This is a genomic window from Cellulomonas chengniuliangii (assembly GCF_024508335.1).
GTDB lineage: Bacteria > Actinomycetota > Actinomycetes > Actinomycetales > Cellulomonadaceae > Cellulomonas_A > Cellulomonas_A chengniuliangii.
In genome coordinates this window covers 2425605-2439560 of the sequence record NZ_CP101988.1, presented here as the reverse complement: position 1 = coordinate 2439560, position 13956 = coordinate 2425605, and the positions used below count along the sequence as shown (strand labels likewise).

20 protein-coding genes are annotated in these 13956 nt (G+C 72.7%); 16 read left to right on the top strand and 4 right to left on the bottom strand.

Annotated elements, in window-relative coordinates; all coding sequences use genetic code 11:
* Window positions 1-21: 21 nt before the first annotated feature.
* Complete coding sequence (locus NP064_RS11335; protein ID WP_227569548.1) at window positions 22-618, bottom strand: TetR/AcrR family transcriptional regulator; 597 nt, start codon at window positions 616-618, stop codon at window positions 22-24.
* A gap of 131 nt (window positions 619-749) precedes the next feature.
* Between NP064_RS11335 and NP064_RS11330 the strand changes: the two genes are divergently transcribed.
* From NP064_RS11330 to NP064_RS11310, 5 genes are all read left to right on the top strand, one after another.
* The gene (locus NP064_RS11330; protein WP_227569549.1) at window positions 750-1805 is read left to right on the top strand and encodes an aldo/keto reductase; all 1056 of its coding nucleotides are present in this window, start codon (window positions 750-752) and stop codon (window positions 1803-1805) included.
* A 120-nt stretch (window positions 1806-1925) separates the two neighbouring features.
* A complete protein-coding gene (locus NP064_RS11325; RefSeq protein ID WP_227569550.1) occupies window positions 1926-2225 on the top strand; it encodes a DUF1540 domain-containing protein in 300 nt (99 codons plus the stop codon).
* A gap of 142 nt (window positions 2226-2367) precedes the next feature.
* Entirely contained in the window at window positions 2368-3027 is a 660-nt protein-coding gene (locus NP064_RS11320; RefSeq protein ID WP_227569551.1) for a nucleoside/nucleotide kinase family protein, read from the top strand.
* 48 nt (window positions 3028-3075) lie between these two features.
* Window positions 3076-3744, top strand: a complete 669-nt coding sequence (locus NP064_RS11315) for a class I SAM-dependent methyltransferase (RefSeq protein WP_227569552.1) — start codon at window positions 3076-3078, stop codon at window positions 3742-3744.
* Between the two features lie 94 nt (window positions 3745-3838).
* A complete protein-coding gene (locus NP064_RS11310) occupies window positions 3839-4384 on the top strand; it encodes an AAA family ATPase (RefSeq protein ID WP_227569553.1) in 546 nt (181 codons plus the stop codon).
* A 30-nt stretch (window positions 4385-4414) separates the two neighbouring features.
* Here NP064_RS11310 and NP064_RS11305 read toward each other — a convergent pair whose 3' ends face one another.
* The gene (locus NP064_RS11305; protein WP_227569554.1) at window positions 4415-5263 is read right to left on the bottom strand and encodes an SDR family NAD(P)-dependent oxidoreductase; all 849 of its coding nucleotides are present in this window, start codon (window positions 5261-5263) and stop codon (window positions 4415-4417) included.
* A 191-nt stretch (window positions 5264-5454) separates the two neighbouring features.
* On the opposite strand from NP064_RS11305, the gene NP064_RS11300 reads away from it, so the two are divergent.
* The 5 genes from NP064_RS11300 (at window position 5455) to NP064_RS11280 (ending at window position 8843) form a co-directional block, all read left to right on the top strand.
* Window positions 5455-6297 (top strand): DUF4397 domain-containing protein, encoded by an 843-nt coding sequence (locus NP064_RS11300; RefSeq protein ID WP_227569555.1) that lies wholly within the window; start codon window positions 5455-5457, stop codon window positions 6295-6297.
* Between the two features lie 2 nt (window positions 6298-6299).
* Entirely contained in the window at window positions 6300-7046 is a 747-nt protein-coding gene (locus NP064_RS11295; protein ID WP_227569556.1) for a class F sortase, read from the top strand.
* Between the two features lie 104 nt (window positions 7047-7150).
* On the top strand, window positions 7151-7714 hold the full coding sequence (locus NP064_RS11290) for an RNA polymerase sigma factor (protein WP_227569709.1): 564 nt from the start codon (window positions 7151-7153) through the stop codon (window positions 7712-7714).
* The gene (locus NP064_RS11285; protein ID WP_227569557.1) at window positions 7701-8462 is read left to right on the top strand and encodes an anti-sigma factor; all 762 of its coding nucleotides are present in this window, start codon (window positions 7701-7703) and stop codon (window positions 8460-8462) included. The genes NP064_RS11290 and NP064_RS11285 overlap by 14 nt, the downstream gene beginning before the upstream one ends.
* A 27-nt stretch (window positions 8463-8489) precedes the next feature.
* Window positions 8490-8843 carry a hypothetical protein gene (locus NP064_RS11280; protein WP_227569558.1) on the top strand — a complete coding sequence of 118 codons (354 nt, stop codon included), beginning with the start codon at window positions 8490-8492 and terminating at the stop codon, window positions 8841-8843.
* A 54-nt stretch (window positions 8844-8897) separates the two neighbouring features.
* Here the strand turns inward: NP064_RS11280 and NP064_RS11275 are convergent, their stop codons facing one another.
* Window positions 8898-9236 (bottom strand): DUF5808 domain-containing protein, encoded by a 339-nt coding sequence (locus tag NP064_RS11275; protein ID WP_227569559.1) that lies wholly within the window; start codon window positions 9234-9236, stop codon window positions 8898-8900.
* A gap of 150 nt (window positions 9237-9386) precedes the next feature.
* On the opposite strand from NP064_RS11275, the gene NP064_RS11270 reads away from it, so the two are divergent.
* The 4 genes from NP064_RS11270 (at window position 9387) to NP064_RS11255 (ending at window position 10979) form a co-directional block, all read left to right on the top strand.
* On the top strand, window positions 9387-9680 hold the full coding sequence (locus tag NP064_RS11270; RefSeq protein ID WP_227569560.1) for an ArsR/SmtB family transcription factor: 294 nt from the start codon (window positions 9387-9389) through the stop codon (window positions 9678-9680).
* On the top strand, window positions 9677-10063 hold the full coding sequence (locus NP064_RS11265) for a VOC family protein (RefSeq protein ID WP_227569561.1): 387 nt from the start codon (window positions 9677-9679) through the stop codon (window positions 10061-10063). Before NP064_RS11270 ends, NP064_RS11265 begins: the two co-directional genes overlap by 4 nt.
* A 135-nt stretch (window positions 10064-10198) precedes the next feature.
* On the top strand, window positions 10199-10432 hold the full coding sequence (locus tag NP064_RS11260) for an RNA polymerase subunit sigma-70 (RefSeq protein ID WP_227569562.1): 234 nt from the start codon (window positions 10199-10201) through the stop codon (window positions 10430-10432).
* 4 nt (window positions 10433-10436) lie between these two features.
* Complete coding sequence (locus NP064_RS11255) at window positions 10437-10979, top strand: Clp protease N-terminal domain-containing protein (RefSeq protein ID WP_227569563.1); 543 nt, start codon at window positions 10437-10439, stop codon at window positions 10977-10979.
* Window positions 10980-11155: 176 nt separating this feature from the next.
* Here the strand turns inward: NP064_RS11255 and NP064_RS11250 are convergent, their stop codons facing one another.
* The gene (locus NP064_RS11250; protein WP_227569564.1) at window positions 11156-11797 is read right to left on the bottom strand and encodes a TetR/AcrR family transcriptional regulator; all 642 of its coding nucleotides are present in this window, start codon (window positions 11795-11797) and stop codon (window positions 11156-11158) included.
* 87 nt (window positions 11798-11884) lie between these two features.
* On the opposite strand from NP064_RS11250, the gene NP064_RS11245 reads away from it, so the two are divergent.
* Window positions 11885-12628: an SDR family oxidoreductase gene (locus tag NP064_RS11245; protein WP_227569565.1), complete on the top strand. Its 744-nt coding sequence runs from the start codon at window positions 11885-11887 to the stop codon at window positions 12626-12628.
* A 69-nt stretch (window positions 12629-12697) separates the two neighbouring features.
* Window positions 12698-13864, top strand: coding sequence for a PQQ-dependent sugar dehydrogenase (locus NP064_RS11240; RefSeq protein ID WP_227569566.1), 1167 nt, complete (start codon window positions 12698-12700; stop codon window positions 13862-13864).
* The last annotated feature ends 92 nt before the right edge of the window (window positions 13865-13956 follow it).

Below are 13956 nucleotides of genomic sequence, written 5' to 3'. Positions count from 1 at the left end.
GCTCGGTCCTTCGGGGCCCGGTCACTGCTGGCGCATGCCCGCGACGACGAGCTCGACCATGCGGCGGGCGTCGTACCGCTCGTCGGTCGAGGCGATGCACAGGTTCCCGATGCCGCGCATGAGCACGTAGGGGTCCAGGCCGGGCCGGATCTCGCCCGCGGCGGCCGCCGCGTCGAGGAGCTGGGCGGCCACCGGCAGCAGCCGGTCGATGAAGTAGGCGTGCAGGGCGTCGTAGGACGCGTGGTCGGACTGCAGTGCTCCGGCGAGGCCGTGCTTGGTGACGAGGAAGTCCACGAAGAGGTCGATCCAGGCCGCGAGAGCCGCGTGCGGGGAGCTGCTGGTCTCGAGCAGTGCGGGGCCGGCCTCGGCGCACGCCTCGACCTGGTGCCGGTAGACGGCGACGATCAGGTCGGCGCGGGTGGGGAAGTGGCGGTAGATGGTGCCGATCCCGACGCCGGCCGCTGCGGCGATGTCGCGGACTGGCGCGTCGACGCCTGAGGTGACGAACACGCGTGCCGCGGCGGCGAGCAGCGTCTCCTCGTTGCGCCGGGCGTCGGCGCGCTTGCGCGGCGCCGCGGGCCGGTGGGCGCCGTCGACCTCGGTGGGGGTGCCCGTCATTCCCGTTACTCCTTGTAATCCGGAACACTGTTCCGTATCGTCATTTCCGGAACGTTGCTCCGGTTCATCGAGCATGACAGACCGGCGACAGCGTCGGCAACAGCCTCGTCGTCTCATCCTCAGGAGGAACCATGCTGTACCGCACCTTGGGCCGCACCGGAGTACAGGTCAGCGCGCTCGCGCTCGGCGCGATGAACTTCGGCTCGATCGGCCGCACGACCCAGGACGAGGCCACCGCGATGGTGGACGCCGCCCTCGAGGCCGGCATCAACCTCATCGACACCGCCGACTGGTACAGCACCGGCGGGTCGGAGGAGATGGTCGGCAAGGCCCTCGCCGGGCGCCGCGACGACGTCGTGCTGGCCACCAAGGCGAGCATGCCGATGAGCGACGACCCCAACCACCGTGGCGCCTCACGCCGCTGGCTGGTCGCCGAGCTCGACCACAGCCTGCGGCGCCTCGGCGTCGACCACGTCGACCTCTACCAGATCCACCGCTGGGACCCGGCCACCAGCGACGAGGAGACGCTCTCTGCGCTCACCGACCTGCAGCGCGCGGGGAAGATCCGCTACTTCGGGTCCTCGACGTTCCCGGCCTACCGCATCGTCGAGGCCCAGTGGGCCGCCCGCGAGCACCGCCTGAGCCGCTACGTCACCGAGCAGCCCAGCTACTCGATCCTGCAGCGCGGCGCCGAGGCGCACGTGCTGCCCGTGGCCCAGGAGCATGGGCTCGGGGTCCTGGCCTGGAGTCCGCTGGCCAGCGGGTGGCTGTCCGGCGCGGTCCGCGCCGGACGCGACATCACCACCCACCGATCCACGGTGCTGCCGCAGCGGTTCGACCTGTCCCGCCCGTCCAACCAGGCGCGCATGGACGCCGTCGAGAGGCTGGCGGTGGTCGCCGAGGAGGCGGGACTGACGATGATCCAGCTCGCGTTGGGGTTCGTGACCGCGCACCCGGCGGTGACGAGCGCGATCATCGGGCCCCGCACCATGGACCACCTGCGGTCCCAGCTCGCCGCGGCGCAGACCGTGCTCACCGCCGACGTGCTCGACGCGATCGACACGATCGTGGCCCCGGGCGTGGACCTCGCGCCCGAGGAGAAGGTCGACGCCCCGCCAGCCCTGCTCGATCCGTCCCTGCGCCGGCGCCACGGCGCAGGCCCCGCAGGCGTCGGCACGGCGCCGTGAGCATCCCGCGGCGCGGCAGGTAAGCCAGTCCTGCCTTGCTAGCGGCCCGGCTCTGACCGGGTCTAGCGTCGGAGGGGTTCTTCCGTGCTGGACTCGTTTCTCACCTCGGAGGCCGTTGACATGAGCACATTGATGGATATGCCCCCGGTCGCCGATTGCTCGGTGGCTGGCTGTTCGTACAACGACCACGACCACTGCCACGCGGCCGCCATCACGATCGGCGGCCACGATGGTGACGCCGCGTGCGCGACGTTCATCCCGCTCACCGTCAAGGGCGGCCTCGAGAAGGTCGTCACCCACGTCGGCGCCTGCCAGCGGCAGGACTGCTCGCACAACTCCTCGCTCGAGTGCACCGCCGAGGCGGTGCGCGTCGGCGCCGGTCGCGACCTGGCCGACTGCCTGACCTACGCGCCGGAGTGACTTCCAGGTTCGCCGGCGACCCCGCATGACGACAAGGCCGCCCACCGGATCGGTGGGCGGCCTCGTCATTGCATGGGGGGATCGTGGCCCCGGTCGCGGCGACGCGGGCGCCCGACGCTCGCGCCCGGCAGCATGGTCGCCCATGGGCGGAGACCTGGACATGATCGTCGCGCGGCTCTCAGCGGGCGTTGCTGGGAGCGGCCGGGCCTTGGTCGCCATCGACGGCGTCGGCGGGAGCGGGAAGACCACCTTCGCCGAGACGCTGGCGGATCGCGTCGAGGCGCGTCCGGTGGTGGTTGTGCACGTCGACGACTTCTTCAACCCGTCAGCGGTCCGGCACGCGCGAGGCAGAGAGTCATCCGAGGGGTTCTGGCTGGACGCCTACAACTACGACGCACTGGCCTCGTGGACGCTCGGCCCGCTGTCTGCCGGCGGCGACGGGTCCTACTGCCCCGGCTCGTACGACCACGCGCGTGATTCGACGGTGCAGCCTGATCGGCGGATGGCGCCGCGTGACGCCCTGGTGCTCGTCGAGGGGACGTTCCTCCACCGCGACGAGCTCGCGCGGTTCTGGGACTTCTCGATCTTCCTCGACGTGCCGTTCGAGGAGGCCACGAGGCGCATGGCCCGACGCGATGCCGTGGACCCCGACGTCGAGCGCGGCCGGATGCGCCGGTATGTGGGAGCCCAGCAGATGTACTTCGCGTGCGCCACCCCGTGGGAGCGCGCGTCGCTCGTCGTGGACAACACTGACCTCGACAACCCACGGATTATCGACGTCGCCAGCGTCACTGCCCGTTGAGGTCGCCGCCCGACGTCCTCCCGTGGTTCGGCAGGCACACTGGGCGGCGTGACGAACCACAAAGAGCAGCAGCACGACCACCACCACGGCCCCGGCGGCGATGCCCCCACCTCGCCCGAGGTGATCGGGTGGGAGGCCTGGTACGCCGCCCAGCAGCAGGTGTGGAGCGGCCAGGTGAACGGCGTGGTCGCCGCAGAGCTGACCGGAGTCGCGCCCGGGCGTGTGCTGGACGTCGGCTGCGGGGAGGGCGGTGACGCCGTCTGGCTGGCCGCTCAGGGATGGGACGTCACCGCGGTGGACGTCGCCGCCGCGGCGCTCGAGCGGGGGAGGGCAGCCGCGCGCGCCGCGGGGGTCGAGGTCCGCTGGGTCCAGGCCGACCTCGCGGGCGACGCCCCTGATCTCGGGACCTATGACGTGGTGTCGGTGCAGTACCCGGCCCTGCCCCGCACCCCGGACGAGGACGCGATCCGGACCGTGCTCGCGTCGGTCGCGCCGGGCGGGATGATGCTCGCCACCTGGCACGCGGACATGGACGCGGAGCACGCGCGCTCGCGGGGCTTCGAGTTGGAGGACTTCGTGCAGCGCGCTGACGTCGTGGCGCACCTCGACGAGGCATGGGTGATCGAGGTCGACGAGGTGCGCGAGCGCGTCGCCCCTCCCGGCCAGGGTTCGCACCACACACGCGACCTCGTCCTGCGGGCACGCCGAGCTCGATGACACGCCGTTCCCGCGTCCGCGTCGGGCACGGGCGACGGCGGAGCAGTGCTCTGATCGCCACGGAACCGGCGGCTCAGCCTGGAAGGATGACCTGATGCGACGAGCTCGCGTGCACGTGACGGGCGCGAGCGGCTCCGGGACCACGACCCTGGCGCGGAGGCTGGCGGACGTCTGGGCGGTGCCGCACGCCGACACCGACGACTACTTCTGGTTGCCGACAGATCCTCCCTTCGTCCAGAGCCGCCCGCCCGGCGAGCGGGTCGCGCTGATGAGGCAGGTGTTCCTCCCGCGCGCCGCATGGGTGCTGTCCGGCTCGATCCTCGACTGGGGCGACGAGGTGATCGACCGCTTCGACGCCGTGGTCTTCCTGACTCTCGACCCGGCGGAGCGCATCCGACGGCTCGAGGCCCGCGAACTGGCACGCCAGGAGCGAGGGCAGGTGGACGCGGAGGCCCATGCGGCGTTCATGGCCTGGGCCCGGGGATACGACGACCCTGCCTTCGAGGGCCGCAGCCGGGTGGCGCACGAGAAGTGGCTGGCGGCCTTGCCTTGCCCCGTCCTCCGGCTCGACAGCGCGCTGACGACCGACCAGCTGTGCGACGAGGTGCTCGCCTGGAATCCGCCCGACCGCGGGGTGTGAGCAGGGGCCGCGGGACGCCGGACCGCCCGGTCAGGCGCCCGTGTCGTCGAAGGCGAGCGCGGCCGACAGGTCCCGGTGGGCGCGGGCCTGAGCCAGGAGGTCGGCGGCCTTCTTCTCGAACGCCCGGACGGCGTCGGCGCCGGCGGGGAACCTGGACGGGGGCTCGTCGAGCGCGGCGAGCCGGACCAGGGCGGCGGCGAGCTTGGCCGGGTCGCCCGGTTGCTTGCCGTTCATGCTCGTCCAGGCGGCGATGGTCGCCTCGGTCCGCTCGGCGTAGTCGTCGATCGACGGCGCCGCGTAGCTGGTGGACTCCGGGGTGAGCAGCTCGGTGCGGAAGAACCCGGGATCGACGAGCATCGTGCGGATGCCGAACGGCGCGACCTCGGGGGCCAGCGACTCCATCCACCCCTCGACGGCGAACTTCGAGGCGGCGTAGGCCGAGGTGAACTCATCGCCCACCAGTCCCGCAGTCGACGAGATCGCGACGACCAGACCGGAGCGCTGGGCGCGCAGGAGCGGCAGAACAGCACGCGTGACGTTCACCGTGCCGAAGAAGGTGGTCTCGATCTGGGCCCGGAAGTCCTCGGGGGTGACCTCTTCGAAGAACCCGGCCTTGAAGTTGGCTGCGTTGTTCACCAGCACGTCGATCCGCCCGAACCGGTCCACCGCTGCCTGCGCGGCTGCCTGTGAGTCGGCCCGGTCGGTCACGTCGAGCTTGAGCGCGAGCAGGTTCTCGGATGCGCCGACCGCCCGCGCGACCCACTCCGGTCTGCGTCCGGTCGCGACCACCGCGTGCCCTGCGGCCAAGGCCGCCTGCGCGATGTGCACGCCCAGACCCCGACCAGCGCCGGTGACCAACCAGACCTGCTGAGGCGTCATGCCCTCATCTTCTGTCGGGACGCCGCGCCCTGCTCGTCGGGCGGTCGCGCCTCCGGCCGGACGGTCGCGTCCCCCAGACCGAGCCGCGTGACAAGACGGTGGCCTCGGGTGCATCCACCGGCAGGCCTCAGTCGGAAGTACAGGTGTCAGCACGACACTGCCCGCTCCGCGGGCCGAACCTGGAGGACGCCATGCGAGCACGACCCTTCGCAGCAGCAGCCGGAACGATCGCCGTTGCTGCACTGACCTTCGCCGCCGTGCCCGCACAGGCCGCGACCGGCGACAACGCCCAGCTCTCGGTGCTGCACGGGGTGCCCGGCCTCACCGTGGACGTGTGGGTGAACGGCGAGCGCACCATCGACGACTTCACGCCCGGCAGCCTCGCCGGCCCGCTCGACCTTCCCGCGGGCACGTACACCGTGGCCATCACGGCCGCGGACGCGACGGACGCGAGCTCCCCGGCCATCGGCCCGGTCGACCTGCCGCTCGACGCGGGCGGCAACTACACCGCCGTCGCGCACCTCGACACGGCGGGGTCGCCCACCGCGACGCTGTTCACGAACGACACGTCGCCCACCGCGGCCGGCCAGGGCAGGCTCACGGTCCGTCACGTCGCCGCCGCTCCGGCGGTCGACGTCCTGGCGGCCGGGCAGCCGGTCGTCACCAACCTGACCAACCCGAACGAGCAGTCCCTCGACCTGCCCGCCGGCACGGTGTCGGCCACGGTCGTCGCGGCGGGAACGACGGAGCCGGCTCTGCTCGGCCCGGCGGACGTGAACGTCGCCGAGGGCTCGAACACGATCGTCTACGCGTGGGGCAACGCCACCTCGGACCCCTCCACGCTGGCCCTCGCCACCCAGGTGGTGGGCGGGCTGCACAGCAACCCGTCGGGGGTCCAGGCAGGCCAGGCCGGCCTGGTGGACGACTCCGGCACGCAGCCGTGGATGATCGCGGCTGGGGTGCTCGCGCTGCTGGGCGCCGGTGTCCTCACGGTCGCGCGACGCCAGGTCGCGCCGGCGAAGGACGACCGCTGATCGTGCCCACCTCGGCGCAGGACCGCCCGGCCCGGGGGGATGAGGCGGCGCGAGCCGTCCGCCCCCGGGCCGCGGCGCTCCGCGCCGCCATCCTTGGGCGCCGGAGGGGGGCGGCGCGCTCCCTCGCGGTGGCGCTGGTGGCCCTCGGCGCCTTCACGGCGTGCGGCGGCGCCCCCGCGGGCACGTCGGAGTCGGGAGCCGCCGCTCCGTCAGCCACGGCATCGACCCCGCCGCCTGCCGGTGACGGTTCCGTGCCGGTGGCCGACGCGGGCCTGGGCGCCAGCACGGCCCCAGCCGTCGTCCCTCCCGTGCGCGTGCAGGTGCCAGACCTGGAGATCGACATGCCGGTCGAGGCGGTGGGCGTCGCCCCCGAAGGCGACATGGAGCTGCCGGACAGCGCGGACGTCGCCGCCTGGTACGAGTACGGCCCCGCCCCGGCCGCGCCGGAGGGCTCCACCCTGATCGCCGCGCACGTCGACTCGCTCAGCACCGGCATCGGCCCCTTCGCGCGGCTCCACGACGTGGCCCCCGGCGCGAAGATCGTCGTCACCACCGCGGACGGGAGCGATCACGAGTACAGCGTGCGGGACGTCGTCCGGGTGCCGAAGGACACCGCCCCGGTGGGCGAGTGGTTCAGCCGCGAGGGCTCGTCCCGGCTGGTGCTCGTCACCTGCGGAGGTGCGTTCGACCGCGACGTCGGCCACTATGCGGAGAACGTCGTCGTCACGGCTGTCCCCGAAGGCGGCTGACCGTGCAGCAGCGAGCGCGGGTCCTGACGGCGGGTGAGGAGTCGTCCGTGGCGGTGGCAGTCCCCCCGCCCGACCCGTCGTCCGGGTCGTCGGGGCCGGTGGGCATGGAGATCGACGACGGCGTCTCGGCGCTCGGCGCGTCCTTCGCCGCCGGTGACGAGGCTGCCGTCCGGGAGGCCTACCGGCGCTGGGCGACGATCGTGCACACCATCGCGTTGCGCTCGCTCGGCAGCGTCGCAGAGGCCGAGGACGTCACCCAGCAGGTGTTCGTGGACGCGTGGCGCAGCCGGACCCGGTTCGACCCGACGAGGTCACGACTGCCCGCCTGGCTGGTCGGCATCGCACGGCACGCTGTCGCTGACGCGCACGCCCGCCGGGCCCGCGACGGCCGGCTCGAGGTGGCGGCGGGCGCGTCGGCGTCAGCCGAGGCCACCGGGACGGCGCCGGGGCACGACGACCGGGTGGTCGACCGCGTGGTGGTCCGCGACGAGCTGGACCGCCTGGGCGACCCGCAGCGGACCATCCTGCGGCTCGCGTTCTACGACGACCTGACGCACGAGCAGATCGCGCGGCGCCTGGACTTGCCGCTGGGCACCGTGAAGAGTCACGTCCGGCGCAGCCTGGCCAGGCTGCGGAACCGATGGGAGGTGGAGGGTGCCGCCGAATGACGCGCACGTGGACGACGACGTGCTGAGCCTCCTCGCCCTCGGTGAGGACGCCGGATCCGTCGAGGAGCAGCAGCACCTCGCGGGCTGCCCGGAGTGCTCCGACGAACTGGCGCACCTGCGCGCCCTGGTGGGCGTCGCGCGCGCCGCGGACGCCGACGAGCCGCTGGTCGCGCCCGCACCGCACGTGTGGGAGCGGGTCGCGGCCGAGCTCGGCGTGGACCCGGCTCCGGTCGAGGTGGCGGGTGGCGGCGCGACCGCTGCCGCGCCCGATGCGGAGCCAGACGAGCACCGCGCCGCCGTCGTGCCACTCCGCCGCCCGCGCCGCACCTGGGCCTGGGTCGCGAGCGCCGCCGCGGCCGGCATGGTGATCGGCGGGGCTGGCGCCTGGTGGGCGACCCGTGAGCCCGCCCCCACGGTGGTGGCGAGCGCCACCCTCGAGGCCCTTCCCGGCTGGGACGCGGAGGGCACCGCCGAGCTGGAGACCACGGCGGACGGCTCCCGCGTGCTGGTCGTCGACATGAGCGACATGGCGCCCGGTGACGACGCCCTCCGTGAGGTCTGGCTGCTGCGGCCCGACGTGTCCGGGCTCGTCAGCCTCGGCCTGCTCACCGGCGACACCGGGCGGTTCGCCCTGCCGGACGACCTCGACGTGGGGGAGTTCCCGGTGGTCGACGTCTCGTCCGAGCCGCTCGACGGCGACCCGGCCCACTCGGGCGACTCGATCGTGCGCGGCGTGCTCGGCGCCTGACAGTCACGCGTCACGAGAACGAGCGGCGTGATCGGCAACGGCGGGATGCACGGCGCGCTGGCCGAGTACCTGCTGGTCGAAGACTGCCAGGTGGGTGTGAGCGTCAGGAAGATCCGCGAGGACATCCCGTTCGAAGTGACGGCGCTGAACGAGCCGATGGCCGTCGCGCTGCACGCGGTGACGCTCATGGCGGAGCTCGACCTGCGCTGGGCGATGGGCTACCCGACGGAGATCTTCGACGTCACCGACCAGCTGGCCGAGCACTGGGAGAAGTTCGCCCCGATGATCAGCCACCGGATCCCGTTCGCCGACCTGCAGAAGGGCTTCGACCTGCTCACCACGCCGAGCGGCGCGGTGAAGGTGTCGATCCTGTTCGACTAGGCAGCGGTGGGCCGGGTCTGGCGAGCACACGTCGCTAGGCCCGGCGCCGGGCAGTCAGCCCGCCGAGACCCGGTTCCTGGCCAGGGTGACGAGCCGGCCGAGGTTCACGGTCCATCCGAGGCCGAAGACCCGCGGATTGACCAGGTGCGGATCTTGCGGAGCCCACATGCGCTCGCGGATGCGGGCGAGGGTCGGCCTGCGGAAGTCGTAGGGGACGAACCCGACGACGGCGCCGTGCCAGGTCCTCTCCTCGTGCGGAGTGCGGAGCTCCTTGACGACGGCGGTGATGGTCAGCGCGATCGTGATGAGCCGGACCACGTCTTTGACGCCGCCCTTGCCCTTCTTCGTGCCCGATCCGTCGTGCGAGCCCACGGCCTTGTGATGCCTACCCACGATGACCTCCTCAGCCTGCGGTGATGTGCCCATGCTCCACCCGCCCTGCCTCCTTGACCAGGGCGGCGTGCGCTCGAGTGGTGGCGGGGGGTGTCGCAGCGGCCAGGAACGTCATTGACAGGCAAGTAGCCACTTGCCTACGTTGGCCGGGTGGTCGACGATCTCTACAAGGCGCTGGCCGACCCCACCCGCCGCGCCATCCTCGACGAGCTCACCGAGCGGTCCGGGCAGACGTTGTTCGAGATCTGCTCGCGCCTCAGCGTGAGGCGGCAGTTCGACATGTCGCGCCAGGCGGTCTCGCAGCACCTCGCCGTGCTGGAGGCCGCGGGCCTCGTCGAGACCCGGCGGGAGGGGCGCTACAAGTTCCATGACCTGAACACCGCGCCGCTGCGGCATATCGCCGAGCGGTGGATCAGAGCCGACGGACCGGAGGGCAACCCATGAAGATCCACCTGTCGAGCGTCTTCGTCGACGACCAGGACGAGGCGCTGCGCTTCTATACCGAGGTGCTCGGCTTCCTCAAGAAGACCGAGGTGCCGCTCGGCGAGGACCGATGGCTCACCGTGGTCTCGCCCGAGGATCCTGAGGGGCCCGAGTTGCTCCTGGAGCCCGCCGGGCATCCTGCCGTCAAGCCGTTCCGGGACGCGCTCTTCGAGGACGGCATCCCCGCGACGGCCTTCGCAGTGCGTGACGTCCATGCGGAGTTCGCTCGGCTGCGAGGTCTCGGCGTGCGGTTCACCCAGGAGCCACTGGAGATGGGGCCGGTCACCACCGCGGTGCTCGATGACACCTGCGGGAACCTCATCCAGATCGTGGCCGCGGCCTGAGCTGGTCGGCGGCTGCCCGTCGGACAGCGTCGTCGCCGATCTGTCGCGTTCCCTGACGCGTTGCTCCGGGCTCTCTCGAAGAAGCCTGTCAACTTCTGTTGACAGGTTCGGAGAGGGCAACTTAGGTTGACAGATATGGAGAACACGGCAGAGGCGGCATCGGCCGCCAGCAGCGCGGACCCCGCGGTCGGCCTCCGGGCCGTGCGCTCGCTGCGGGTGCTCGTCGAACGGCTGGAGACGCTGCAGGTGGGCAACGCGCGCGAGAAGGGCTGGACGTGGGATCAGATCGCGCAGTCGCTCGGAGTGAGCCGGCAGGCCGTCCACAAGAAGCACGCGAGCGGCCGCGGGCCGCTCCGACGGAAGGGGTGACGCGATGTTCGAGAGGTTCACTCAGGACGCGCGGCAGGTCGTCATCCGCGCCCGGGAGGAGGCCACGGCGCTCCGGCATGACCGCATCGGCACCGAGCACCTGCTGCTCGGCCTGTTCGGGCAGCAGGGCAGTCCGACTGTCGCGGTGCTCGCCCGTCACGGGCTCACACGCGAGGGCGTCGTCGAGTCTCTGGTGTCCGAGGTCGGGGACGGCCTCGACGCCGGCGCGCTGTCTGCGCTGGGGATCGACCTGGACGCTGTCCGAGACAAGGCTGAGGGCGCGTTCGGCCCGGGGGCCCTCGACGGCGACGAGCGCCCCGCGCGATCCGGGATGGGGGGCCACGTGCCGTTCAACGCGGATGCCAAGAAGGCGCTCGAGCTCGCATTGCGGGAGGCGATCGCGCTCAAGCAGAGGTCGATCACCGACGGGCACATCGCCCTCGGCGTCCTCCGCGAGGGGCGCGGGCTGGCGACCACGGTGCTGGTGGCGCGCGGGGTCGACACCGCGGCGCTCGGGAACGACCTCACTCAGACCCTGCTCGCCTGAGCGGGGAGGGTCGCAGCCTGCCCTGGCGTCCGGTCGAGGAGGGGGCCCGTGACGGGAGTGGGTGAAGTCAGGGGTACTCTGGTGCTGCTGCGATCGCCGCAAGGCTGATCGCGCACTCGAAGGCCGTCATCCCTCTCGCCGGGGGTGGCGGCCCTTCTTGTCTCCCGGGAAAGCCCTCAGTGCTGAGCGGGCGCCACGCCGCGCAGCACGTTCTCGACGAGCGCCCGCCCGAACTCCGGTGTGAGCGGCAGGGCCGGGAGCAGGAGCCGGTGGTAGCAGGCGCCCCAGAGCTGGTCGACGATCACCTCGAGGTCCACGTCGTCCCGGATCTGCCCCGCCTGGACCGCGACGGTGAGCCGTTCGACGGCGAGCTGGCGCCGGGGCTTGATGTACGCGGCCGTGAACGCCTGGGAGAGGTCATGGTCGGACTGCGCCGCGCCCACGAGCTGGCTGACCACCGTGCCGCCGCCGTCGTCGGTGAGCAGGTGGATGAAGGCCGTGAGCTGTGCGGTGAGGTCGCGCGCGATGTCCCCGGTGTCCGCGAAGGTGAGCGTGGGCCGGACCCGGGTGGAGTAGGCCTCGAGCGCGAGGGCGCCGGGGGAGGGCCACCACCGGTACAGGGTCATCTTGCTGGCGCCCGAGCGGCTCGCGACCTTGTCGAACGTCACCGCGCCGATCCCGCGCTCGAAGAGCAGGTCGCCCGCCGCGGCGAGCACCGCCTCGCGCACCTGGGCGGCTGGCCGCCGGCCTCGGCCGGGGCGGAGCGGGGCCGTGGCGTCTCTGCCGTCGGGCGTCGCCGCGTCGGGCCGTGTCCGCATGGAAGTCCTCCCGTGGTCTTGCGCTCGCTCGGGAACGAGCCTACCGTCAACATAAAGACAGGTTGTACATATAGCGGGGGAGGGGACATGGCGCACAACGACCAGGCGAGGCGCGTCGCGCTCGTGACGGGCGCGTCGGGAGGGATCGGCCGGGCTACGGCGGAGCGGCTGGGCCGCGACGGGATGGCGGTGGTGGTCCACTACGCCGGCAACCAGCAGCGCGCAGAGGAGACGGTGAAGGCGATCGTCGAGGCGGGCGGCCAGGCGTCGGCCGTGGCCGCGGACATCGGCGACCCCGACCAGGCGGCCGCGCTGTTCGCGGAGGCGGAGGCCCTGCGCGGGGGAGTGGACGTGGTGGTCAACACCGCGGGCATCATGATCCTCGGGCCGCTCGCCGAGATGGACGTCGACGACTTCGACCGGATGCACCGCACCAACGTGCGCGGCGCGTTCCTCGTCTCCCAGCAGGCCGCACGCCGCCTGCGGCCCGGTGGCGCGCTGATCAACTTCTCGACGTCCGTCACCCGGCTGCAGCAGCCCGGCTACGCGGCGTACGCGGCCACCAAGGGCGCCGTCGAGGCCATGACGCTCATCCTGGCCCGCGAGCTGCGGGGCCGGGACGTCACCGTCAACGCGGTGGCCCCCGGGCCCACGGCGACGCCGCTGTTCCTGCAGGGCAAGTCCGAGCAGCTCATCGACCAGATCGCCTCGCAGGGCCCGATGGGCCGCCTGGGCGAGCCCGGCGACATCGCCGAGGTGGTCGCGTTCCTGGCGGGCCCCGGCCGATGGGTCAACGGCCAGGTTCTCTACGCCAACGGCGGGGCCGCCTGACCGGACCCGTGACCGGCGCCAGCGTCCGCGTCCGCGGATCGTCGAACGGCACACCAGAGGGAGAAGCGCATGCCCACGCACCGCACCCCGTCCCGTCGACGGCTCGCGTCCGCGGTGGCACTCGCCACCACGATCGCGTTCCTGGGCGCCTGCACCGGCGCCGAGCCGAGCGCCCGGGCCCCCGGCGCGACGCCGCCCAGCTCGACGGCCGGCCTCCCCGACGCCGCCGCCGGCGAGCCCGCGCTGACCCTGGGCGCCGTCAGCGAGATCACCACCGGGCTCGAGATGCCCTGGGGGCTGACCTTCTTGCCCGACGGCTCCGCGCTCGTCTCGAGCCGGTCCACCGCCGAGATCCTGCGCGTGCCGGCCGAGGGCGGCGCCGCCCGTGTCGTCGGGACGGTGCCGGGCGTGCAGGTCAGCTCGGAGGGCGGGCTGCTCGGCATCGTCGCGTCGCAGGACTTCGCGCAGGACCGGACCGTGTTCGCGTACGTCTCGTCGTCTCCCACCAACCGGGTCGTCGCGCTCCGCGTCGGGGAGGACCTGCGCTCGCTCGCCCAGGAGCGGGTCCTGATCGACGGGATCGAGACGGCTGACAGGCACCACGGCGGCCGGCTGCGGCTCGGCCCGGACGGGAACCTGTGGATCGGCACCGGGGACGCGTTCGAGCCGGAGAACGCCGCCGACGACGGCTCGCTCAACGGCAAGGTCCTGCGGATCCGTCCCGACGGCGCCATCCCCGACGACAACCCGTCGGGCACCGCCGTGTACTCGACCGGCCATCGGAACGTCCAGGGCATCGCGTTCGGGCCGGACGGCGCCGCCTACGCCTCCGAGCTCGGCCACCGGACCTGGGACGAGCTCAACGTGCTGCGCCCGGGCGTCGACTACGGCTGGCCCGAGTCCGAGGGGGTCGAGGGGGATCGCGGCGAGCAGCCGATCTTCGTCGTCCACCCGGACGACGCGTCGCCATCGGGCATCGCCTACGCCGGCGGGGCGATCTGGATGGGCGCGCTGGGCGGCCAGCGGTTGTGGCGGCTGCCGGTGGACGGCACGCGAGCCGCCGGGGAGCCCACCGAGCACCTCGTGGGCGATTACGGTCGCATCCGCACCGTGGAGCCCGCGCCGGACGGGTCGCTGTGGATCACGACGTCGAACACCGACCGCGCCACCTGGGGCGGTACGCCCGCCCGCGCCGGGGACGACCGCATCCTCCGGGTCGAGCTCGTGCCGGAGTAGGCCGAGGCCTTGGGGAGGGCGCGGCGGGGTGGGACTTTCGTCGGGCTGGTCGCCCGCCACGCTGGAGGGGACCGTCGATCCCCCTGTGAGCC

What these genes read in the sequence shown, in the direction of transcription:
- NP064_RS11335 (WP_227569548.1), bottom strand. Translation starts at nt 618, where the DNA reads ATGACGGGCACCCCCACCGAGGTCGACGGCGCCCACCGGCCCGCGGCG.
- NP064_RS11330 (WP_227569549.1), top strand. Translation starts at nt 750, where the DNA reads ATGCTGTACCGCACCTTGGGCCGCACCGGAGTACAGGTCAGCGCGCTC.
- NP064_RS11325 (WP_227569550.1), top strand. Translation starts at nt 1,926, where the DNA reads ATGAGCACATTGATGGATATGCCCCCGGTCGCCGATTGCTCGGTGGCT.
- NP064_RS11320 (WP_227569551.1), top strand. Translation starts at nt 2,368, where the DNA reads ATGGGCGGAGACCTGGACATGATCGTCGCGCGGCTCTCAGCGGGCGTT.
- NP064_RS11310 (WP_227569553.1), top strand. Translation starts at nt 3,839, where the DNA reads ATGCGACGAGCTCGCGTGCACGTGACGGGCGCGAGCGGCTCCGGGACC.
- NP064_RS11305 (WP_227569554.1), bottom strand. Translation starts at nt 5,263, where the DNA reads ATGACGCCTCAGCAGGTCTGGTTGGTCACCGGCGCTGGTCGGGGTCTG.
- NP064_RS11300 (WP_227569555.1), top strand. Translation starts at nt 5,455, where the DNA reads ATGCGAGCACGACCCTTCGCAGCAGCAGCCGGAACGATCGCCGTTGCT.
- NP064_RS11290 (WP_227569709.1), top strand. Translation starts at nt 7,151, where the DNA reads ATGGAGATCGACGACGGCGTCTCGGCGCTCGGCGCGTCCTTCGCCGCC.
- NP064_RS11265 (WP_227569561.1), top strand. Translation starts at nt 9,677, where the DNA reads ATGAAGATCCACCTGTCGAGCGTCTTCGTCGACGACCAGGACGAGGCG.
- NP064_RS11260 (WP_227569562.1), top strand. Translation starts at nt 10,199, where the DNA reads ATGGAGAACACGGCAGAGGCGGCATCGGCCGCCAGCAGCGCGGACCCC.
- NP064_RS11255 (WP_227569563.1), top strand. Translation starts at nt 10,437, where the DNA reads ATGTTCGAGAGGTTCACTCAGGACGCGCGGCAGGTCGTCATCCGCGCC.
- NP064_RS11250 (WP_227569564.1), bottom strand. Translation starts at nt 11,797, where the DNA reads ATGCGGACACGGCCCGACGCGGCGACGCCCGACGGCAGAGACGCCACG.
- NP064_RS11245 (WP_227569565.1), top strand. Translation starts at nt 11,885, where the DNA reads ATGGCGCACAACGACCAGGCGAGGCGCGTCGCGCTCGTGACGGGCGCG.
- NP064_RS11240 (WP_227569566.1), top strand. Translation starts at nt 12,698, where the DNA reads ATGCCCACGCACCGCACCCCGTCCCGTCGACGGCTCGCGTCCGCGGTG.